The organism is Massilia sp. CFBP9012, from assembly GCF_034045115.1.
In the GTDB taxonomy this organism is placed as follows: Bacteria; Pseudomonadota; Gammaproteobacteria; order Burkholderiales; family Burkholderiaceae_D; genus Telluria.
This window is the reverse complement of sequence record NZ_JAXCWM010000001.1, coordinates 610668-631584: the sequence shown is the minus strand read 5'-3', so window position 1 is coordinate 631584 and position 20917 is coordinate 610668. Positions and strand designations below refer to the sequence as shown.

The 20917-nt window shown below is 68.7% G+C and carries 16 protein-coding genes; 1 reads left to right on the top strand and 15 read right to left on the bottom strand.

Annotated elements, in window-relative coordinates; all coding sequences use genetic code 11:
• Window positions 1-5: 5 nt before the first annotated feature.
• The 8 genes from SOM61_RS02560 to SOM61_RS02525 form a co-directional block, all read right to left on the bottom strand.
• Window positions 6-1166 carry an efflux RND transporter periplasmic adaptor subunit gene (locus tag SOM61_RS02560; protein ID WP_320472637.1) on the bottom strand — a complete coding sequence of 387 codons (1161 nt, stop codon included), beginning with the start codon at window positions 1164-1166 and terminating at the stop codon, window positions 6-8.
• A gap of 246 nt (window positions 1167-1412) precedes the next feature.
• Window positions 1413-2252, bottom strand: a complete 840-nt coding sequence (locus tag SOM61_RS02555) for an alpha/beta fold hydrolase (RefSeq protein ID WP_320472636.1) — start codon at window positions 2250-2252, stop codon at window positions 1413-1415.
• 104 nt (window positions 2253-2356) lie between these two features.
• Window positions 2357-4606, bottom strand: coding sequence for a TonB-dependent receptor domain-containing protein (locus SOM61_RS02550; protein ID WP_320472635.1), 2250 nt, complete (start codon window positions 4604-4606; stop codon window positions 2357-2359).
• Window positions 4607-4625: 19 nt separating this feature from the next.
• Entirely contained in the window at window positions 4626-5354 is a 729-nt protein-coding gene (locus SOM61_RS02545) for an ABC transporter ATP-binding protein (protein WP_320472634.1), read from the bottom strand.
• Window positions 5355-5362: 8 nt separating this feature from the next.
• On the bottom strand, window positions 5363-6763 hold the full coding sequence (locus SOM61_RS02540) for an ABC transporter permease subunit (RefSeq protein WP_320472633.1): 1401 nt from the start codon (window positions 6761-6763) through the stop codon (window positions 5363-5365).
• On the bottom strand, window positions 6760-8193 hold the full coding sequence (locus tag SOM61_RS02535; RefSeq protein WP_320472632.1) for a DUF3526 domain-containing protein: 1434 nt from the start codon (window positions 8191-8193) through the stop codon (window positions 6760-6762). The genes SOM61_RS02540 and SOM61_RS02535 overlap by 4 nt, the downstream gene beginning before the upstream one ends.
• Complete coding sequence (locus tag SOM61_RS02530) at window positions 8190-10310, bottom strand: TonB-dependent siderophore receptor (RefSeq protein ID WP_320472631.1); 2121 nt, start codon at window positions 10308-10310, stop codon at window positions 8190-8192. Before SOM61_RS02530 ends, SOM61_RS02535 begins: the two co-directional genes overlap by 4 nt.
• A 290-nt stretch (window positions 10311-10600) precedes the next feature.
• Window positions 10601-10930, bottom strand: coding sequence for a hypothetical protein (locus tag SOM61_RS02525; protein ID WP_320472630.1), 330 nt, complete (start codon window positions 10928-10930; stop codon window positions 10601-10603).
• 311 nt (window positions 10931-11241) lie between these two features.
• On the opposite strand from SOM61_RS02525, the gene SOM61_RS02520 reads away from it, so the two are divergent.
• Complete coding sequence (locus SOM61_RS02520) at window positions 11242-13497, top strand: ATP-binding protein (RefSeq protein WP_320472629.1); 2256 nt, start codon at window positions 11242-11244, stop codon at window positions 13495-13497.
• Between the two features lie 29 nt (window positions 13498-13526).
• Here SOM61_RS02520 and SOM61_RS02515 read toward each other — a convergent pair whose 3' ends face one another.
• The 7 genes from SOM61_RS02515 to SOM61_RS02485 form a co-directional block, all read right to left on the bottom strand.
• On the bottom strand, window positions 13527-13904 hold the full coding sequence (locus SOM61_RS02515; RefSeq protein WP_320472628.1) for a VOC family protein: 378 nt from the start codon (window positions 13902-13904) through the stop codon (window positions 13527-13529).
• A gap of 50 nt (window positions 13905-13954) precedes the next feature.
• The gene (locus SOM61_RS02510; protein ID WP_320472627.1) at window positions 13955-14326 is read right to left on the bottom strand and encodes a response regulator transcription factor; all 372 of its coding nucleotides are present in this window, start codon (window positions 14324-14326) and stop codon (window positions 13955-13957) included.
• The gene (locus SOM61_RS02505; RefSeq protein ID WP_320472626.1) at window positions 14323-15897 is read right to left on the bottom strand and encodes a sensor histidine kinase; all 1575 of its coding nucleotides are present in this window, start codon (window positions 15895-15897) and stop codon (window positions 14323-14325) included. The genes SOM61_RS02510 and SOM61_RS02505 overlap by 4 nt, the downstream gene beginning before the upstream one ends.
• 43 nt (window positions 15898-15940) lie before the next feature.
• Complete coding sequence (locus SOM61_RS02500) at window positions 15941-16588, bottom strand: response regulator (protein WP_320472625.1); 648 nt, start codon at window positions 16586-16588, stop codon at window positions 15941-15943.
• 141 nt (window positions 16589-16729) lie between these two features.
• Window positions 16730-18322, bottom strand: coding sequence for a sensor histidine kinase (locus SOM61_RS02495; protein WP_320472624.1), 1593 nt, complete (start codon window positions 18320-18322; stop codon window positions 16730-16732).
• 15 nt (window positions 18323-18337) lie between these two features.
• The gene (locus tag SOM61_RS02490; protein ID WP_320472623.1) at window positions 18338-18997 is read right to left on the bottom strand and encodes a response regulator; all 660 of its coding nucleotides are present in this window, start codon (window positions 18995-18997) and stop codon (window positions 18338-18340) included.
• A gap of 246 nt (window positions 18998-19243) precedes the next feature.
• Window positions 19244-20914 (bottom strand): hypothetical protein, encoded by a 1671-nt coding sequence (locus SOM61_RS02485; protein ID WP_320472622.1) that lies wholly within the window; start codon window positions 20912-20914, stop codon window positions 19244-19246.
• Between the last annotated feature and the right edge of the window lie 3 nt (window positions 20915-20917).

Below are 20917 nucleotides of genomic sequence, written 5' to 3'. Positions count from 1 at the left end.
GTCGCTTATCCCTGGCTGGCGGGCGCCGACGGCGCGCCGATCCGGACCACGGTGCCCGGACGCAGCTTCTGGGTGCCGCTGACGATCACGCGTTCGCCTTCCTTCAGGCCTTCGTCGATCAGCCAGTAGCCGTCGACCAGGGCGCCGGTGCGTACGCTGCGCAGCTGGGCCTTGTTTTCGCGGTCCACGACCATGACGGTCGCGGTGCCCTGCGGGGTGCGCGAGACGGCAGGCGCCGGCACCCGCATCACGGCCTGGCGCACGCCCTGGCTGACGCTGGCGCGCACGAACATGCCGGGCAGTAGCAGCTTGTCGGGATTCGGGAAGCGCGCGCGCAGGGTGACCGCGCCGGTGGCCTGGTCGACCGTCACGCCGGAAAACTCGAGCGTGCCGCTGCGGCTGTACGTGGTGCCGTCTTCCAGCGTCAGGCTGACCTTGGCGGCGTTGGCGCCGTCCATGCGCACCCGGCCGGCGGCGATCTCGCGCCGCAGGGCCAGGCCGTCGACGCTCGATTGCTGCAGGTCGACGTACATCGGGTCGATCTGCTGGACGGTGGTCATCAGGGTCGCGGCGCTGCCCTGGACATAGGCGCCCTGCGTCACCGTTGACACGCTGCTGCGGCCGGTGATGGGCGCGCTCACGCTGGTGTAGCCGAGGTTGATGCGGGCGGTATCGACGGCGGCCCTGGCGGCGGCGACGTCGGCCGCGGCTTCCAGCTGGGCCGCCTCGGCGTTCTCGAATTCCTGCTTGCTGACCGCGTTTTCCTTCACCAGCACCTGGTTGCGCTTGAGCTGGGAGGCGTTGCTGGCCAGGGTGGCCTGGGCCCGCTGCAGCTCGGCCTCGGCGCTGGCCAGCGTGGCGCGATAGGGCGCCGGGTCGATCAGGTAGAGCGGATCGCCTTGCTTGACGTCGGCCCCTTCCTTGAAGCGGCGTTCCTGCACGATGCCGTCGACCCGGGCCCGGACCTCTGCCAGTAGGAAAGGCGCCGTGCGACCCGGCAGGGCGATGTTCAGCGCCACGTTGGACGTGTTCATCGTCAACACGGCCACCTCCGGAACGGTGGGCGCGACGGGTTTCGGGTCTTTGGCGCAGGCGGACAGCAGCAGCGCCGCCAGGACGGTGGCGCCAAGGGCCGGCTGGCGGCGCAAGGAAGTGGTCGAAGGCATGTGGTCGGATCCGGATTGCAAGGTTGAGAGCGGTATTTTCCCTACCTTCGATCATGCCCGGCGCCGGCTTAAACGGGGGTGTGCGAATTATTAATTTTCGTTAATGTTGTCCTTCAGCTGTGCCAGAATGGTCAATGGATGAGCGATAGGCTGTTACCGCAGAGTGGAAAAGTGCAACTCGGCGCTCCCGACCGCGGGCGGGGGGAGTATGCCCGCCGCCATGGCCTGGGACGGGGAGTATCGGCACTAATGTCCGACGGTTTCGCCGCGCGCGAATGCCAGCAGGTCGGCGTTCACCCGGTCCTTGTGCGTGTCGGTCAAGCCATGCGGCGCCCCGGCATAGGCGATGAAGGTCGCGTGCGGCACCAGGCGCGCCGAGGCCCGGCCGCCGACGTCGATCGGCACCACCTGGTCGTCGTCGCCGTGGATGATCAGCGTCGGCTTGTCGAATTTCCTGAGGTCATCGCGAAAATCGGTTTCGGAAAACGCCGCGATCGAGTCGTAGGTATTCTTGTGTCCGCCTAACATTCCCTGCAAGAACCAGGACTGGATCAGCCCCGGCGATGGCGTTGCGCCCGGCCGGTTGAAACCATAGAAGGGGCCGGAGGGGATGTCGAGGTAGAGCTGGGCCCGGTTCTCCAGCTGGCCGGCGCGGATGCCGTCGAACACTTCGCGCGGCACGCCGTCCGAATTGTCGGGGCGCTGCACCATCAGCGGCGGCACCGCTCCGATCAGGACAAGCCGGGCGATGCGGCCGGTGCCATGGCGGCCGACGTAGCGCGCCACCTCGCCGCCGCCGGTCGAGAAGCCGACCAGGCATACGTCATCAAGGTCGAGCAATTCGAGCAGCTGGGCCAGGTCGTCGGCGTAATGGTCCATATCGTTGCCATCCCAGGGCTGACTGGAGCGCATATGCCCGCGCCGGTCGTGGGCGATGGTGCGCAAGCCGTTGTGCGACAGGTGCAGCATCTGCGCTTCCCAGCTGTCCGCGCCCAGCGGCCAGCCGTGGCAGAACACGACCGGCCGGCCGCGGCCCCAGTCCTTGTAATAGATGTCGACGCCATCGCGGGTGGTGAAATAGGCCATCGTGTTTCCTTTCGACGAGGTGGAGGTGGCCCGGCATGGTTCAGATGCCGGGCCTCGTCGATTGTTCCGGATCGGCGGCAAGGCGTTGCCGACCGGATCAAGGATTAGAACTGATTGCGCAGTCCAAACACGATATTGCGTCCTCGTAGTGGCGACTGGGCTTTGACGAAGGACGCGTGGCTATACGCCAGCTCGTCCGTCAAATTTGTGCCGCTAAGGTAGAGCTCGGTCCAGCGGCCGGGGCCGTGGGGGAAGCGGTAAGCCAGGGTCGCGTTGAGCATATTGTAGCCATCGGTGCGCGTCTCCAGCGGCGCCAGCCGGTCTTGCGTGAACTGGCGGTAGACCTCGAACCCCGCCGACAGCGGCCCCCAGTCGCCCTGGTAGCGGGCGCCCAGCCGAGCCGGCGGGATGCGCGGCAGATAGCCTTTCTCGTCGGCGAGTTCGGCATGCACGTAGTCGCCGAACACGGTCACGCGCGAGGCCGGCGTGAGGCGGTAGCTGGCCTGGCCGTCGATGCCCTTGAAACGCGCCTTGCCGGCCGTATAGATCAGGAAGTGGTGGGCGAGGCCGTTGCGGGTCTCGGTTTCCAGCGCGTGGGCGTACACATAGTTGTCGACGTCCTGGTGGAACAGGCCGACTTCGAACTCGAACGGGCCGCCGGTCTTGCGCAAGGTCAGGTTCAGCGCGTCCGATTTTTCCAGGACGTCGCCACGGAAAATGCCGGCTTCCCCGAGAATGGGGTCGATGAATTCCCAGTCGGCCAGCAAGCCCAGCTCATAGCTATTGGTGGCGAGGTTGTTGCCGAAGGCGAATAGCTCGCGCATATTCGGCGCCCGCTCGGTGCGCGCCAGCGCCAGGGCGGCCGAGTAGCCGCCGCCAAGATTCCAGGTCGCGCTGATCGATGCGGAGAGCGGACGATGCTTGCGCTCGGGGTTTCTGCTGACATGGCCCTCGCGCATGCTTGCTTCGAGCACCTGGCGCCAGTTCGGGCCGTCCATCTTTTCATAAGAGGGAATATATTCCTCCGGCACACGGATGAAGAACTCCCCGGGAATCGGCACGCTGACCGTGCGCCAGTCCTTGCGCACGGCGAGCTCGACGTCGACGGCGCCGAACGCGCGCCGTTCGCTGAGGAAGAGCCCGGTGTTCTCGGTCACGTAGCGCGTCTGCCCTTCGAACCCGTAGAAATTGGTCGAGGGCACGTGCAGGTCGATGAGATTCAGCCCACCGAAGGTGCCGTCCGTGTACTGCAGGCCGATCGTGCCGGTGAATCCGAGCAAGGGTTTGTGGGTGAGTTCGAGGCGGCCATCCTTGACCTTGTTGGTATAGCGGCTGTACAGGATGGGGCCATCGATCTCGTTGTGCTGGTAGTCGGTGTGGGAGGCGCGGAATTTAATGCCGGAAAAGCCGGGCAGCGGATCGGCATAGTCGGCCCGGACATCCACGCGGTCGCTGCGCAGGTCGATCCAGGCCGTGTCCGAGTCGGGATTGTCCAGCGGATTCTGGTAACTCCCATGCCCCACGCAATGCAGGTCGACCCGCACCGGATTGAAATAACCGTGCAGGTGACACACGCCATTCGCATGGCTGTGTCCGGGCAGGCCATATTCGTTGCGCACGCGCGTATAGGCCACGCCAATGTAGCCCTTCTTGGTGATCCACGAACCGCCCATGCTATAGCTCTCGCTGTCGGCGAAAGAGTCGCGCAGCCTGTCGGCGCCGAAGGCGGACGGCACCTCGTATTCGCCGGCCTGGCGTTTGGCGCCTTCGGCATGCAGGGCGAAGTTGCCGCTGCCGGCGGTGACGCGGCCGACCACGGTTTTCTCATTGTCGCCAGTGCCGTAGCGTACTTCGGTCGCGCCGCTGACGCCGCCTTCGGGGACCAGCTTGGGTACCTTGCTGTCGATCAGGTTGATCGCGCCGCCGGTTGCGTTGCCGCCGTAGCGCACTGCGGCCGGCCCGCGCTGGACCTCGATGGCGTCGAGCAGCAGCGGATCGGTGGCGATGCCGTGGTCGGGCGACACCGACGACACGTCGAACAGGTTGGCGCCATCGCTCAGCACTTCGATGCGGGGCAGGGTCTGGCCGCGGATCACGGGCCTGGCGGCGCCGGCGCCGAAATTGTCGAGGTGCACGCCAGGCAGGCCGGCCAGCGTCTCGCCCAGGGTGCCCATGCGGCGCCGCACGAGTTCCTGGCCCGACAGGGTCTGTACTGGCGTGACGGTCAATGGGGCGGCGTCGTCGCGGCGGGCGGTGACGACGACGGTGCTGTCGGGCTCCGCTTCTTGCTCGGCGGCCAGCGGCAGGGCGGGCGCCAGTACAAGGCAGGCGCCCAGGATGGGAAGGCGGTTCATGGTAGTCCTTTCAGGGTGATCAAACGGTTGCTGCGGCCGAGGCGGCGAGCGCCATCTCTTCCAGATACAGTTGCTCGAGCTCCAGCGCCGACACCTCGTTCGCGCGCAGGGTGCGCAGCAGGCGGCCGTCGCGCATCAAGCCGATGGTGGTGGCCACTTCGCGCGCGCGGAACAGGTCGTGGGTGGCCATCAGCACCGCCGCGCCGGCGTCGCGCTGGCGCAGCAACAGGCGGTGGAACTCGGCGCTGGCCTGCGGGTCGAGACCAGACGTCGGCTCGTCCAGCAACAGGCCGCGCGCCTGGCGCGCGATGGCCAGTGCGATCGCGACCTTCTGGCGCATGCCTTTCGAATAGCCACTGGCGCGGCGTAGGGCGGCGGCGGCCGGCACGCCAGCCTGTTCCAGCCAGCCGCGCAGGCGCGCCGGGCTACGGTCAGGCACACCGGCCAGGCCGGCGAAGTAATCCAGGTTTTCCAGGCCGGAGAGTTCCCCGTACAGCGCCACCTGCTCCGGCAGGTAGAGCAGGCGCCGGCGCGCGGCCAGCGGATCCTTCTGGACGTCGATGCCGTCGACCAGGGCCAGGCCCGAGGTCGGCGCCAGGAAACCCAGCAGCAGCTTGATGGTGGTGGTCTTGCCGGCGCCATTGGCGCCGAGCATGCAGAAGATCTCGCCCGGCGCGATGCGCAGGTCGAGGTTATCGAGGGCGCGCTGGCCCCCGAAGGATTTGGACAGCGCTTGTGCGTGCAGCATGGTGGACCTCATTCGGTGAAGGTGGCGTGGCGGCGCAAGCGGCGGCCGGCGGCCAGCAGCAGGGCGGTCATGCCGAGGACGATGACGGCGGCGTCGAACAGCAGGGCGCCAAGGCGCCGGGCGGGCGGCGCCTCGCGCAGCAGGAAGCGGGGCAGGCCGCGGTCGTAGTCGGCGACGGTGAGCAGGCGGTCCTGGTCCAGGTGGCGCCGCACGATCCGGCGCACCTCGAGCAGGAAACCGTGGGCCTGGTCCTGGAAGCGCAGGGCGCGCCCGGCGTCGCTCCCGGCCAGTCGTTCCAGCGCGTCCTGCAGTGCGATTGCGGGCGAGACCACGCGCAGGCCGTCGAGCCAGGCCAGACGCTGCGCCTGCTGCGCGCGGTAGGGCTGGAGTGCCTCCTGGATCAGCCGTTCGCCGCGCTCGACTTCGAGCGCGCGGCGACGCAGGCTGTCGGGGATGTTGGGTGCGGGCACGCGGTCAGGCGCGACCGCAGTGCGCAGTTCGGCGCGCGCCTGCATCGCCATGGCGCGCAGCGCGTTCGCGCGCTCGGCCTGGCTGACCGGCGGCGCGGCCAGGTCGGCCACCCCCAGGGCCAGCGCCGGCAGCAGCACGACCATGGCCAGCCAGGCAGCCAGGCAGCCCAGCGCCGCCTGGGCGGCGTTGCAGGCGACCAGGTTGACGAGCAAGGCAAGCACGAGCCAGAACAGCGCATAGAGCAGCACCAGGCCGCCGGCCTGCAGCAGCGCCGCCGGCCCGGCCTGGCTCGCGAAGGCGAGGGTCGCCACCACGATCGCCGCCAGCGGCAGCGCCAGCAGCAGCGCACGCGCCGCCGTCTTGGCCGCCAGCAGATGCGCGGGCGTGACCGGTTGCGACAGCAGCCATGGCGCCATCCCACGTTCGCGTTCAAACGCGAACAGGTCGAAGCTACCGGCCAGCACCAGCAGGGGCAGCAGCCAGACGATCGCGAAGGCCAGGTCGAACCGGCCGGCCGCCAGCACCGCCGGGTTTTCCATGCCGGCCGTGTGGCGGTCGAAGATCGTATTGCTGGCGATGAACGGGAAAACCGTCGCCGCCATCGGGTAACCCTCGGCCTGGCCGACCGTCAGCAGCGCCAGCTCGCCCGGCGGCAGGGTGGCGCGCAGCGACATCGCGGTGGCGTACAGCGCGCCGCCGTAGCGCGACTTGTTGTCCGGCGTGACCTGTTCGGCGAGCTGGGTGCGGCGCATGGCGTGCGTCGCGCGCTCGTCCTCGAGGATGAGCGCGAGCGTGGCCTGGCGCCCCTCGACCCAGGCTGCGCCGTTCCACGCGGCGCAGGCGCACATCACGCCGAACAGGAGCCACAGCGGCAGCAGCCAGCGCCCGCGCAGCAGGCGCCGTCCTTCCATGCGGATGATGGTCAAGGTCGCACTCATGCCGCGCCCTCCAGCCGGCGCACGGCCAGCCGCATCAGCAGCAGTGCGCCGCCCACCCAGGCCGCCAGCGCGGCAAACGGTACGACCGTGCGCGGCAGCAGCTCGCCCAGGGCCAGCGGCTGCGGCGCGAACGCGATGCCGCGCGTGATCGCCGCCACGTCGCTGGCGTACTCGCGCATCTGCGGCTTGCGATTGAGTTTGATGTCGCGGTTGAGCGCCTGCACGGTCTCGTAGCGGTAGCGCTCGGCCTGGGCCAGGAAGTGGCGGTGCGCTTCCATATCGGTGCGCGCCAGGCTGGACGACAGCGGGCGCAGGGCCAGCAGCGGCGAGAGCGCGCTTCCGGCCAGCGCCAGGCGCGCCTGGGCCGCGTAGCCGTCGTACAGCCGGTCGACGTGGCGGTTGTAGATGTCGGCGGTCGCCTTCTCGCCATGCTCGAACAGCAGGCCGGCGTAGTTGATGGGCAGCTCGTCGATGTGCCTGACGCCGTAGCGGGCCAGCGTGGCCTTCTCGAATGCGGCGAAGCGCACGTCGCGTGGGCTGTGGCCGTCAGGCCCCTTCATCACCTCGTCGGTCACGGCGGCCTCGAAGGCTTCCGCGCTCGGCGTCGGATGGCGCGCCTCGGCCAGCATGGGCGCCAGCATCGGCGCCAGCACCGCCGTCACGATCCAGAACGCCAGGGCGCCGAACAGTGCCGCGCGGCTGCTTGCGCTCCAGGCCGAGATGGCGAGCGTGACGCCGAGGAAGGCGGTCCAGTACAAGCCATGGGCGGCCAGCATCAGGCCAAGGGCCGCGAAATGGGCGGCGCTCCAGGCCGGGATGGTGGCCAGCGCGGCCAGCATGCCGACCAGCGCAAGGAGCGGCAGCAGGGCGGCCGCGCAGGCGGCGAAGCGGCCCAGCATCAGTTGCCAGGGCGTGGCGCCGGCGCCGATTTCCTGCCAGGCCAGCTGGCGCGCCCGCTCGCCGGAAAAGACGCCGAAGGCGGCGAACACGATCATCAATGGCACCAGCACCTGCAGGGCGAAGGCCGGGCTGAAGCCGCCAAAGCGGCTCAGGGCCGCGCCCCCGTCGGTCGCCCTGAAACGGCTGGCGTTCTGGACGTGGCCTTCGAGCTTGAGGGTGGAACCCAGGTGGGCCGTCACGCCGGGATCGAGCACCGCCAGCGGCGTCGCCGGCTTGTAGACAAAACGCCCGAAGTGGGCCGCGCCGTGCGGGTTGGCCTCGCCCTGGGCCTCCCACACCGCTTCCTCGGCCAGGATATCGTGCATGCGCGCGGTCTCCAGGCGCCCGGTATCCAGCGCCGCGTCGAACAGGGCGAGCGCGCAGAGGGCCAGCACCAGCAGGCCGAGCAGTCGCAGACGGCGCTCGCGCGCCAGCGACATCCACTGCTGGCGCACGATCAGGCGCAAGGGCGTCGGGACAGCGGCGGTCATCGGTAGCTCCCGCGCACGCTCAGCAGCACGCTGCGCGGGTCGCCGTAGATGTTATAGGTGTTCAAGCCACCCACACGCGCCCAGTAGATACGGTCGAACACGTTGTTGACGGCGAGCGTGACGGCCAGGCGGCGGTCCAGCGCATAGCCCAGCTGGGCGTTGGCGACCGCGTAGCCGCCCTGTTCGCGCACACCAGGCACGCCGGTGCCCAGCAGTGCGCTGCTGGCGCTCATGCCGCCGCCGAGGAACAGGCCGCGCATCCAGGCCGGCTGCCAGCGCGCGTACAGTTTCAGGCTGTGCTTGGGCTCGAAGGTCGACCATTCGGCGCCTTCCAGGGTCGGGTGGACGCCGTATTCGGTGCGCAGGAAGGTATAGCCGGCAGTCAGGTTCAGATCCGGCAGCGGACGGCCGCCGATCTCGAACTCGACCCCGCGCACCTTGACGTCGCCGGCGGGAACGTAGACGTCGATGACGTCGGTGGCCAGCGCGCGGTTGCGGTCGCGCGCATTGAACACGGCGGCCGAGGCGTTCAGGCGGCCGTCCAGGAACACGCCCTTGGCGCCGATCTCCACCTGGCTGCCCACGCGCGGATCGAGCGTGCGGCGCCCGGCGTCCATCTGCGATTGCGGGAAGAAGATGTCGGCGTAGGAGACGTAGGCATTGACCTCGGGCGCGACATGCCACAGCAGGGCCGCCGATGGCGTGACTTCGCCGCGTTCGCGGGTGGTGGCGACGAAGGCCGTCTCGGGTGTCGGCGCGATATTGCGGGTCTCGTTGCGGTAGTTGGAGCTGCGCGCGCCCAGCGCCAGGGTGAACGGATCGGCGAGCGAGAGCCGGGCCTGGGCATAGGCGCCGCTCTGGGTGACGCGGTTGGCGTTGCCGCGGGCGAAGTCACCGCTCGGTTCCGGCACGCTGTCGGGGTTGAAAATGTCGACGTTCGGCACCGCCGCATAGGTGACCGACTGGTTGTCTGCCACGCGCCGGTCGAAGTTGTAGCCGACCGTCAGGCCGTGGCGGCGCCCGAACAGGGAGAACGGGCCGCTGGCGAACAGGTCGGCCGCCTCGCGCTCGAAATCCAGCCCGGCCATGCGGCGCGCGTAGGTGGCGGTATTGTTGGCGCGGTTCACGCCGGTGCTCGGGTAGCCGTCCTTGTAGAACTTGTCGACGCTGCGGCGCACGGCGCGCGCCCGCAGCTCCCAGCCCGACGCCAGCTTGTGCGCCAGCTCGGCCTCCGCCTGGCTGGTGGCCCACGCCATACGGTTCCAGGACGGATATACATGGGTCTCGCGCGGCGCCTCGATGAAGGCGCCGTCGCTCCATGCCGGCAGGCCCATGGTGGTCGAGTCGAGGTCGTCGACCTGGCGCGTGAAGGCAAGCGACAGTGTGGTGCCCCGCGCCACGTCGGCGTCCAGCGCCAGGTAGCCCAGCCATTTGCGGTCATGGGTGGTGTCGTGGAAGTAGTCGCGGTCCTGGAAGGTCGCGACCGCGCGGGCGCGCAGCGTGCCGGCGGCGTTCAGCGGCCCGCCAGCGTCGATCTCGACCCGGCGGTTGTCGTAGGAGCCGAGGCTGACTGCGCCCGAGAACAGGTGCGCGCGGCTGCCGCGCTTGCGCACGAAGTTGATCACGCCGCCCGGCTGGCCGGCGCCGGCGGTCACGCCCGATGGTCCGCGCAGCACCTCGACCCGCTCGTAGACCGCCAGTTCGAATTCCTGCTGGCCGCTGCCGGCCTGGCTGGCGGGAATGCCGTCATAGCTCAGCTCCATGGCGTAGCCGCGTGCGCGGAAGTCCGGATTGGCGCCGTCGAAGGGCATCACGCTCACGCCCGGCGCCTGCTGCATCAGGTCGCCCAGGGTGAACAGGTTCTGGTCGCGGATCCGTTCGGCGCTGAACACGGTGGCCGATTGCGGGATGTCGATCAGGCGCTGCGGCGTCTTGCCGCCGACCGTAGCGTGCGACGGCGCATACGGCTCTTCCAGGCTGGCGTTGACCACGACCTGCGGCAAGTCCTGGGCGGCGGCGTGGGCGGCTGGGTGACCGGCGAGCGCGGCGCCAAGGCACAGGCCCAAGAGCGTACGGCGCGGCGCTGGGCAGGATGCGGTATCGAAAGGCTTCTTCATTTTTCTTTCCTTGGGGCGTGCGGCGGCCTTGTCCCGTCATGCGCGGGACGCGGCAACGCCGCTGGTTGATGCAACGGCGTTGCGAATTCAGGCGCGCGCTGGCCGGAGGGCCGAGCGCGGGCGCGCACGGCCGATGCCGGCGTGCGGATGGATGACGATGTTCATGGTGCGGCGAGGACCCGGTGCATGGCCGTGGCCCGTCAGCGACGGGTCAGGCCGAAACGAGAGGACGCACGGGCGCGCGTCTGGACAATCCAGGGCGCCGGGCGGACTTCAGGTGCAGCGACGGATCAGGCGAAGGGCGGGGCGCGCGAGCGGAAGGCCAGCGCGGGCGCGGCTTCGATGCCGCGCGTGGGGACGGCGTGGTGAACGACGGCGGCCGGATCGGCCGGTTGAAGATGGAAGGTGGATGCCGGCAGGGCGGCCGCGAACTGGGCCGCCGCGACGCACAGCTCGCAGGCGTGGGCCGCGAATTCCTGGGTGTCGCCGCTCAGTTCCTGGGCTGCTGCTGCCGCCGCGATCGTCGCGGCCGGCGCCAGGTGGCTGACGGCGTGCGATAGCGAAGCCTGCTGGGTGAACAGCAGGAACAGCATCAGCAATAGTGACAGCGGTCGACGCACGGTCCGGATCAGCCTTGGCGCAAAGCCCTTGAAAGATGGTCGCAAACAGGGTGCGACGGAAAGGGCTTGCAGTATAAACCAGGGTAGGTGGAAGGGTTTATATTTTTTTGCAAGCCAGAATGAAAACATGGTCATTTTCCTGTGGCGGACAGGCCACGCAAGATACTGAACAGGCCGCTCCCGAGTTCTCGTGGGGCAACTATTCACGTAAAATCGGTAAGTTACATACTTCATACAAACGCTCGTCGATGCGTCTGCCAACTGTCCGGAATCTGCCACGCAATCTGCTGCCCCGGGGGCTGGCGGGATACATGGCGCTCGCAACGTCCACGCTTTGCGCCGTCCTCACGATCATCCTGGTCGCCCTGGTCCAGAACCAGGCGCGCGACCACGTGCGCGAAAGCATCGGCTTCGGCCTGGGCGAGCTGGCCCAGCAGGCCGCGGACAAGCTCGACCGCGGCATGTACGAACGCTACCGGGAAGTCAATCTGCTGGCGCGCCGCATCGGCGACCTGGGTCCGCGGGCGACCCTGGAATCGCAGCGCCGCCTGCTCGACGACGCCCACCGCAGCTATGGCTACTACAGCTGGATGGGCATCGCTACCGTGGACGGCAAGGTCCAGGTGGCGGCGCGCGGCCTGCTCGAAGGCGCCAATGTGGCGGCCCGGCCGTGGTTCACGAACGCCCTGGCCGGCATCCACATCGGCGACGTGCACGAAGCGCTGCTGCTGGCCAAGCTCCTGCCATCGGTGAGTGGCCAGCCGCAGCGCTTCGTCGACGTCGCGTTTCCGATCGAGGACCCCGACGGCCGGCCGCGCGCGGTGCTGGGCGCCCACCTGTCGTGGCAGTGGGCGCGCGACGTCGAGCGTTCGGTGATCGAGCCGATCCAGGAGGGACGCCGGGTGGATGCCCTGATCGTCGATACCAAGGGCCTGGTCCTGCTCGGACCGCCCGGCCTGCAGGGCACCACCATCGATACCGCCAGCCTGCGCCGCGCGCGGGGCGAGCGCGGCATCGGCTATGTGCTGGAGCGCTGGAGCGACGGCAGGGAATACCTGGTCGGCTACCGCAAGACCGACGGCTACGCCGATTATCCCGGCTTGGGCTGGACCGTGCTGCTGCGCCAGGAGGCGGGCAATGCCTATGCGCCGGTGCACAAGCTCGGCCAGTATGCGCTGTGGACCGGCGTGGGCCTGGCGGTGCTGTTCTCGATCGCCGGCGCGCTGGTGGCGAACTGGATCACCCATCCGATCAAGAACCTGCAGGTGTACGCCGACCGCATTCGGCGCGGCGTGGTGGCGCCGCTGGTGCCCGACGCGCGTTCGTATGACGAGGTGCGCAGCCTGGCCAGCGCCCTGAATACGCTGCTGGAGGACCTCGTGCGGCGCGGGCACGAGCTGGAAGAGCTCAACCGCACGCTGGAGCAGCGGGTGAGCGAACGCACCCAGGAACTGGCGAGCGCGCTGGCCATCGTCCAGCAGAACGCGCAGCACATCAACACCATCATCGAGACCGCCCACGACGCCTTCATCGGCATGGACCTGGACGGCGTCGTCACCGACTGGAATACCCAGGCCGAGCGCATGTTCGGCTGGCGCCGCCACGAGGCGATCGGCCGTCCGCTGGCCGAGCTGGTGCTGCCGCAGCGCTACCACGACTCGCTGCGGCGCGCCATCGTCGAGTTCCGCACCACCGGCCACACCGATGCCCTGAACCGCCGCGTCGAGCGCATCGTGCGCACGCGCCAGGGCGAGGAGTTCGCCATCGAGATGACGGCCGGCATCGCCGGCATCGGCGAGCGCAGCTTCTTTTCCATCTTCCTGCACGATATCTCGCTCAGGAAGCGCGTCGACCAGATGAAGAACGAGCTGGTGGCCACCGTGTCGCACGAGCTGCGCACGCCCCTGACCTCGATGCGCGCCTCGCTGTCGCTATTGAAGAGCGGCGCGGCCGGGCCGATCGACGGCGAAGTCGGGGAACTGGTCGAGATCGCGCATCGCCATTGCGAGCGCCTGGTGCGCCTGGTGAGCGATATGCTGGACGTGGAAAAGATCGAATCGGGACGCCTGTCGGCGCATTCCAAGCCGCAGCCCCTGATGCCGATCGTCGAAGACGCACTCTGCGCGATGCGGGTCCAGGCCCAGGATGCGCAGGTCGAGCTGCGCAGCGCCTGCGAAGCGGGCCTGGAATGGCTGCCGGCCGAGGTCGACCGCGACCGCATCACCCAGGTCCTGATGAACCTGCTGTCGAATGCGCTCAAGTATTCGCCGCCGCAGGGCGCGGTCGAGGTAATGCTGGCGCGCAGCAGCCGCGGCCTGCGCATCAGCGTGGCCGACCGCGGGCCGGGCATCCCGCCCGCGTTCCGCGCGCGCATCTTCCAGCGCTTCTCCCAGGCCGATGCGGGCGCGGACCGCAAGACCAGTTCCGGACTGGGGCTGGCGATCAGCCGCCAGATCATGGTCGAACATGGTGGCGACCTGTCGTTCGAGGACCGAGAGGGCGGCGGCACCTGCTTCCACGTCGACCTGCCGCTCACCGCGGCATCGCAGCGCGCGCTCGCGGCCTGAGCGTCTCAGTCAGGGTTTCAGCCAGGGTCTCAGCAAGAGTCTAAGCCGGCTTCCTGGTCGGCCGTCCACACGGCCAGTTCGTAGCCGTCGGGATCGACGAAGTGGAAGCGCCGGCCGCCGGGGAAGGAGAAAGTCTCCTTGCTGATGCGGGCGCCGGCGTCGACGACGCGGCGCAGGGTCGCTTCCAGCTCGTTCGAATACAGGATCACCAGCGGGCCGCCGGCGCGCACCGGAGCATCGGTCGTGAAGCCGCCGGCCAGGCGGCCGTCGCGGAACTCGGTATAGCCGGGGCCATAGTCGATGAAGGTCCAGCCGAACACCTGGCCATAGAAAGCCTTGCTGCGCGCGATGTCGGCGACGTTCAATTCGATGTTGTCGATCTGGTGGTGATGGCCTTGTGTGCTCACTGTCGTCTCCGGGCGTGATATGGAGACGCCATGATACGTCAAGACGTTACTCAGCCGTCCAGCAATCCCGCCGCTGCCTGCACCAGCGCCTCGGGACTGAAAGGCTTGACCATGTAATGATCGGCCCCCGCGGCCAGGCCGGCCGCGACGTCGCTCTGCTGGCCGCAGGCCGACAGCAGCATGACCTTCATGCCGGCGGTGGCCGGCGCGTCCTTGAGCTTGCGGCACAGTTCCAGGCCGCTGATGCCTTCGCCCAGCCAGACGTCCAGGATCAGGAGGTCGGGCACGGATTGCGCCAGCTGGGCCAGCGCGGCCTCGGCGCTGGACGCCTGGGCCACCTCGCCCAGCGCGCGCAGGGTCAGGCGGATCAGCAGGCGCAAATCGGGCTGGTCGTCGACGACGAGGATGCGGCGTGTCGTCAAGAGGCCTCCGGGTCGGTGGGCGCGCCGTCGCGCGGCAGCCAGAAGGTCACCTGGGTGCCGTCGCCCGGCGTCGAGACGATCTCCACCTGGCCGCAGTGGACGTCCACGATCTCGCGCACGATGGTCATGCCCAGGCCGTTGCCCGGCACGTCGGGCAGGGCGCCGGCGCGCCAGAAGGCGTCGTACACCTGGCGCTGCTGGTCCGGCGTCATGCCGACGCCGCGGTCGATGACGGTCACGGCGGCGCCCGGCCGGCCGTCGCGCGCTTGGGGCCCGATGCCGATCCCGACCTGGCTGTCCGGCGCCGAATACGCCAGGGCGTTGGCCACGATATTGGCCAGCGCCTGCTGCACGCGCTGAGGGTCGGCCTGGACCTGCGGCAGGTCTGGGGCCGGGTGCAGCACGATGCGGGCCGACTGCGCCGCGTCCTCGATCCCGGCCTTCACCTTCTCCACCACCTGGGCCAGGTCAAGCGGCGCCGGGTGCAGCTGGTCCGAGCCGCCCGAATCGATGCGCGCCAGGTCGAGCATCTGGTTCACCAGGCCGATCAGGCGATTGGCCTGGCGGTGGATGATGTCGATCAGTTCGCGCCCGGTGGCGGCGTCGAAGTCACGCTTGAGCAGCAGTTCGGAAAAGCCCAGGATGCTCGCCATCGGGGTGCGCAGCTCGTGGCTGGCGGTGCGGAAGTAGTCGTGGCGGCGCCGGTTGGCGGCGCGCACCCGTTCCTGCTCGGCGCGGTGCCAGGCCACGTCGCGCACCGTCGCCACCAGGTAGGCGCGGCCGTCGAGCGTCATCTCGGCGATCGAGACCTCGGCCGCGAAGGCGCTGCCATCCATGCGCCGGCCCGTGCCCTCGTGGCGCGCCACCGCCTTCGGGGCGATCCCGATCAGGGCGCCCGACGACTGGCCGGCCAGCGCCTCGCAGGGGGCGCCGAACATGCGCTCGGCGGCCGGATTGCAGGACTGGATCGTGCCGGCCGCGTCGAACAGCAGCACGCCCTCCGGCAGGTGGTCGAGCAGGGCGCGCACGGTCGCCGCGCTGCGCCGCTCGCGCTCGGACACGGCCTTGAGCTCGAGGGCGGCGACCTCGCCCGCGACAATGCTGGCCAGGTCGCGCAGCAGGGTGCGTTCTTCGGGGCCGAATTCGCGCGGGACGCGGTCAATGATGCACAGGGTGCCGATGCGTGCGCCGTCGCCGATCTCGATCGGCGAGCCGGCGTAGAAGCGGATGCCGGCATCGCCCAGGACCAGCGGATTGTCGGCGAAACGGGCATCCTCGCAGGCGTCGCGCACCACCATCACATCGTCCTGCAGGATCGCGTGGGCGCAGAACGAGGCCGAGCGCGGCGTTTCCGGCAGCGGCATGCCGACGCGCGACTTGAACCACTGGCGGTCGGCGTCGATCAGGCTGACCAGGGCGGTCGGCACGTCGAACAGGCGCGCCGCAAGTCGCGTAATGCGGTCGAAGCGTTCGTCGGGAGGCGAATCCAGGAGGTCGAGGTCGATCAGGACCTGCAGGCGGCGCGCCTCGTCGGCGGGCAGCGGAGCGCAAGTGTGGGGTGTCTCGTTCATGATCATTGGTGTGCTTTGGCGTGCGTTGGCTATTCTGGCCCGCTCAGGATGCCGCCGGCAGCCGCGCGGTGACCGCCGCGCGCAGGGCCGCGAGCGGGGCCGGCTTGGTGAGATAGGCGACATCCTCGGGAAGGCCCAGGGCCAGCACCGCCGGCTTGTCCATACCGCTGACGACGACCAGCGGCAGGCTGGCGGTGGCTGGATTGTTGCGCAGGGTGCGGATCATGCCGAAGCCGTCCAGGCCCGGCATGTGCAGGTCGCTCACCAGGATGTCCGGCCGCGCTTCGCCGATCCGTATCAGCGCTTCGATGCCGTTGCTGGCCTTGCGCACCGCGAGGTCCAGTCCCCAGGTCGAGATCTCCAGCTCGTACAGGCGCAGCAGCACGGCGTCGTCGTCGACAATCAGGACGCTGCGCGTGCAGGTGGTCGGCGCGATCGGGCGCAGCGCGGGCGTCGGACGCGCTACGCCAGCCAGGGCGGTGCGGCGTTCGGACAGCAGGCGCTCGACCGACTCGACGGCGATGCGGCGGTGGCCGCCGGCCGTCTTCCAGGCCTGCAGCGTGCCGTTCTCGACCCACATCTGCACCGTGCGGTGCGATACGCCGATCTGCTCGGCGGCCTGCCTGGTGGTGCAAAAGGCGGCCCGGTCGAACGAACGTTCCTCGGTGACTTGCTGATCGGCGATTTTCATATTTACTGATTTTACTGTTTCACATTTGCCTGTCAAGGGCAAACCACAGGTAGATCAACTTACCGCAGAGCAAATCGATGGCGGACGGGGCCGGTGTGGCGCAAGCGGTACACCGGCCCCGCCGGAACGGGCCGGTATGCCTTATCCCACGCCGTCGTCAGTGATGGCCGGGGGCAGGTAAAGTGTGACTTCCGTGCCCACCCCCAGCTGCGATTCGAGCGTGATCTGGCCGCCGTGCAGGTCGACGATCTCCTTGAGGATGGTCATGCCCAGGCCGCTGCCGGGCACGCTGGAATCGCGGTCGACGCGGTAGAAGGCGTCGAACACCTGGGCCTGCTGCTGCGGCGTCATGCCCAGCCCCTGGTCGCGCACCCGGACCGCGACCAGGAGCCGCCCGTCGCGCCGTTCCAGGCGCGCCTCCACCGTGATCGGCGTGCCGGGGGCCGAGTACTTGATGCTGTTGCTGACGATATTGGTCAGCGCCTGCTGCATCTTTTGCGCGTCGGCCGCCAGCGGCGGCAGGTCGGGCGCGAGATCGGCGCGCACGCGGTGGGCCTGGCCCAGGCCTTCCAGGCTGGCCAGGGTCTGCTCCACCAGCGCCGGCAGCGCCACCGCGGCGAGCTTGAGTTGGGACGTGCCGCCGGCCTCGATGCGCGCCAGGTCGAGCAGCTGGTTGACCAGGTCGACCAGGCGGCCCGATTCGCGGTGGATGATCTCGACCAGCTCGCGCTGGGTGGCGGGATCGAAGTCGCGCTTGAGCAGCAGCTCGGAAAAGCCCAGCACGCTCGACATCGGCGTGCGCAGCTCATGGGTGGCGGTGGCGAAGTGGTGGCGCCGCCGCTCGTCGGTGGCGCGCGCGCGTTCTTCCTGGGCGCGGCGCTGGGTGATGTCGCGCACGGTAACGGCGAACTTGGGTCGGGCGGCCCAGGCCATGCGGCAATACGTGAACTCGACCGGGAAGCGGCTGCCGTCCAGCCTCCGCGCGCCCGTCTCATACGGGCAGCCCTCGACCAGCAGGCCGGCACGGCGCCGGGCGACCAGGTCTTCGTCCAGCAGCTCGCCCAGCGGGCGGCCGGCCAGCATGGCGCCGCTGGCGCCGAAGATCTTCTCGGCGGCCGGATTGGCGGCGACGATCACGCCGTGGACGTTGAGCATCAGGATGCCGTCCGGCAGGTGGGCCACCAGGGCCTTTTCCCAGCCTTCGGGCGCGGGGCGGCCAGCCGGCCGCGCGCGCAGCTCGTCGCCGGCGATGGCGGCCAGGTCGCGCAAGGTCGCCATCTGGTCCTGGTCGAAGTGGCGCACCTGGCTGTCGATCACGCACAGGGCGCCGACCCGGCTGCCGTCGGGCGCGGCCAGCGGAATGCCGGCATAGAAGCGCACGCGCGGCTCGCCCAGCACGAAGGGGTTGGCGGCGAAGCGAGGGTCTTGCCGCGCATCTTCGATCACCAGGCCTTCGGGATGCTCGATGGTATGGGTGCAGAATGAGGTGGCGCGCGCCGTTTCGTGAAGGTCGATGCCGACCCGCGACTTGAACCACTGGCGTTCGGCGTCGACCAGGGCGACCAGCGAGATCGGCACGCCCAGCAGGCGGCAGGCGAGGCGGGTGATGCGGTCGAAGCGTTCTTCAGGCGGGGTGTCGAGCAGTTGCAGCTCGTGCAGGGCCCGCACGCGCGCGGCGTCGGGCTGGGCGTCGGGCAAGGCGGTACGAACAATCTTGTGCGGCTCGTGTCGCATTCTTCTCAGTCCTGGTTAAGTCTCCATGGCGCCGTCGCCCGCGCCCAGCAGCTGTTCGACCTTGGCGCGCAATTCGGGGAAACGCACCGGTTTGGAGAACACCGGTATGTCGGACGGCAAGCCCATCGACGCGATCGTAGCCCGGTCCAGGCCGCTGATCACAATGATGGCCATCTTGCCATAACGCGGGTCGGCACGTAGTGTACGTACCATGCGGAAACCATCCATCCCCGGCATGTTCAAGTCGCTGATCAACAGGTCGGGCTTGGCTTCGCCGATCCGGATCAGGGCGTCGAAACCGTCGCGTGCCTTGATCAGCTCGGCATCCAGGCCCCAGCCCGAAATTTCCAGCTCGTACAGGCGCAGCAGGGTGGCGTCGTCGTCGGCCATCACGATGCGGCGCGCCGAAGATGGCGTTGCCTGTTCGGCCGCCTGGTTGGGGGGCGAGCCGCCCGCCACCGCATGATTGCGCTGCGCTACCAGCCGGTGCACCGAGGTGAGCAGGATGCGGCGATGGCCGCCCGCCGTTTTCCACGCTTGCAGTACGCCGCCCTCGACCCACAATTGCACCGTGCGGTGCGAGACGCCGAGCAGGCTCGCGGCCTCTTTGGTCGAACAGACTTCCGAGGAAGCGGGATCTGGCTGCGCCGGCGATGGACTGCTGTGCGATTTCATTGGATTCAGGTGTGCATAGGGTTAAACGCCCGCCGGCATGGGCCGGCAAAAACGCGCGTCGCACGCTTGCCGGATTGGCACAGGCGTGCGACGAAGCATGATACAGGCTGCCGGCATGCGCAACAGATACGCATGGGCAAGTCAACAATCTATCAAATTCTCACAATTTGCGATAGTGAAACGCGATGATTCGTTTCCTCATTGTAACTTGCGGTGACAAACCTATGCAGCACGATTGGATTTGTCTTATTGGACCTTGACTGAAATAGTGACGCTGCCCGTTGCCCCGGGCGCCAGGGTGCCGCTGACCCCCCATTCGACCTTGCCGGTGGCGCCGACTTCGGGCTTGCTCGCCACGATGCACGACAGGCCTGCCGGCATCGATCCGCAGTTGCTGTCCACATAGGTGGTGTAGGCCGGGGTCGGGTCGCTGACCTTCAGGTTGTTGAGCGTGGTGGTGCCGGTATTCTCGAAGGTGATCGTGTAGACGATGGTGGCGCCGGGCAGGGCGGCCGATTTGTCGGCCGCCTTGGTCAGCTTGAAATCGTCGCAGGTCTGGCAGATGCCTTCGACGGTCACCACCATCTCGCCCAGGCCGATGCCCAGCAGCTTGAGCAGCGGGTCAGCTACGCCGGACAGGATCGGCGCCAGCAGCGGCGACACGACCTTGGTCACCAGCGTCACCACCAGCGGCTGGACCACGCCCTGCAGCAGGCCCAGGCTCGGCATGTCGCGGAACTTCAGGTTGCTCACCAGGCTGTTGGCGGCATTGGTCACGAACATCGTGCTGCTGCTGACGGTGCGGGTCTGGGGGAAGCTGCCGCTCATGGTGACGCTGGTCGAGAACGGCGCCTGGGCGCGCACGATGCTCTTGACGTCGAGCGGGATATTGACCGAGGCCAGGCCCAGCGCCAGCGTCGCCTGCAGGTTGCCGATGTTGCCATAGTCGACGTCGGAGTCCTGGATGGTGCGGGTGCGGTTGAAGAACACGCCGTCGTCGATCTTGCCGATGTACAGGTCGGCCACACCCGGGGCCACCTGCAGGGTGACGGCCTTGGTGGCGGCGTTGACGGCCGCCAGGCTGCCCTGGCCGCGCGCGACGTCGGCATAGACGTCGAGTTTGCCGATCGCGATCGAGGCGCTCTGCAACAGGCCGAGGCCGACCAGGGTGTCGGTAAGCGGGGCCAGCGAAATCAGGTCGAGCTTGAGCTTGATGCGCACCGCGGCCGAATAGAAGGTCGAGCCGGTCGGACCGCACACGTACGATGGCGGCTCGATCACCTGGGCGTACAGCTGCAGGCTGTTGACGATGCCGGCGGCGCCCAGGACGCCGCCCGAAATGCCGACCGGGACCGGCGTGGTGAGCACGTTGCGGCGGTTGTACAGCTGGATCAGGCCGGTGAACATGTCGAGCGCATTGACGGTGGTTGTGCCGAGCGAGCCGGTGTCGGCCGTGATCTTGAGCAGGTCGCCCAGGCGCACGGTGGCGCCGGCGCCGTTCAGCTGCGAGGCCAGGCCCGAGAGGGCGGCGGCCAGCTGCGGCTTGGCTTCGGCCTGCGCCTCGACCGACAGCGCGTTCGCGATCTGCGCCAGCGTGACGTTCGCGCCCAGCACCTGCGAGGGGCTGGACAGGTTCAATTGCGTCTGCAGCACCTTCAGGAAGTTCAGAAGGTTCAGGTTGCCGCCGGCCAGCGCGTTCCAGTCGAGCGCATTGAGCGAGACCCCGGTGCCGAGCAGGCCGCCCAGCAGGGGGCCGAGCAGGGCGCTCTTGTTGGTGTCGATGCTGGCCAGGCGCGGGCCGGCGGTGATGCAGGCGCCGGTGGCGGTGCATTGCGCGCGCGCCGGCAGGGCGGCGGCCAGGCACAGGACCACCAGCAGGGCACGCAGCCAGGTGAAGCTCACGAATCGCGAAGTCATGTC

Excerpts from the sequence above, each read along its gene's own strand:
- SOM61_RS02560 (WP_320472637.1), bottom strand. The coding sequence starts at position 1,166 with ATGCCTTCGACCACTTCCTTGCGCCGCCAGCCGGCCCTTGGCGCCACC.
- SOM61_RS02555 (WP_320472636.1), bottom strand. The coding sequence starts at position 2,252 with ATGGCCTATTTCACCACCCGCGATGGCGTCGACATCTATTACAAGGAC.
- SOM61_RS02550 (WP_320472635.1), bottom strand. The coding sequence starts at position 4,606 with ATGAACCGCCTTCCCATCCTGGGCGCCTGCCTTGTACTGGCGCCCGCC.
- SOM61_RS02545 (WP_320472634.1), bottom strand. The coding sequence starts at position 5,354 with ATGCTGCACGCACAAGCGCTGTCCAAATCCTTCGGGGGCCAGCGCGCC.
- SOM61_RS02540 (WP_320472633.1), bottom strand. The coding sequence starts at position 6,763 with ATGAGTGCGACCTTGACCATCATCCGCATGGAAGGACGGCGCCTGCTG.
- SOM61_RS02535 (WP_320472632.1), bottom strand. The coding sequence starts at position 8,193 with ATGACCGCCGCTGTCCCGACGCCCTTGCGCCTGATCGTGCGCCAGCAG.
- SOM61_RS02530 (WP_320472631.1), bottom strand. The coding sequence starts at position 10,310 with ATGAAGAAGCCTTTCGATACCGCATCCTGCCCAGCGCCGCGCCGTACG.
- SOM61_RS02520 (WP_320472629.1), top strand. The coding sequence starts at position 11,242 with ATGGCGCTCGCAACGTCCACGCTTTGCGCCGTCCTCACGATCATCCTG.
- SOM61_RS02505 (WP_320472626.1), bottom strand. The coding sequence starts at position 15,897 with ATGAACGAGACACCCCACACTTGCGCTCCGCTGCCCGCCGACGAGGCG.
- SOM61_RS02500 (WP_320472625.1), bottom strand. The coding sequence starts at position 16,588 with ATGAAAATCGCCGATCAGCAAGTCACCGAGGAACGTTCGTTCGACCGG.
- SOM61_RS02495 (WP_320472624.1), bottom strand. The coding sequence starts at position 18,322 with ATGCGACACGAGCCGCACAAGATTGTTCGTACCGCCTTGCCCGACGCC.
- SOM61_RS02490 (WP_320472623.1), bottom strand. The coding sequence starts at position 18,997 with ATGAAATCGCACAGCAGTCCATCGCCGGCGCAGCCAGATCCCGCTTCC.
- SOM61_RS02485 (WP_320472622.1), bottom strand. The coding sequence starts at position 20,914 with ATGACTTCGCGATTCGTGAGCTTCACCTGGCTGCGTGCCCTGCTGGTG.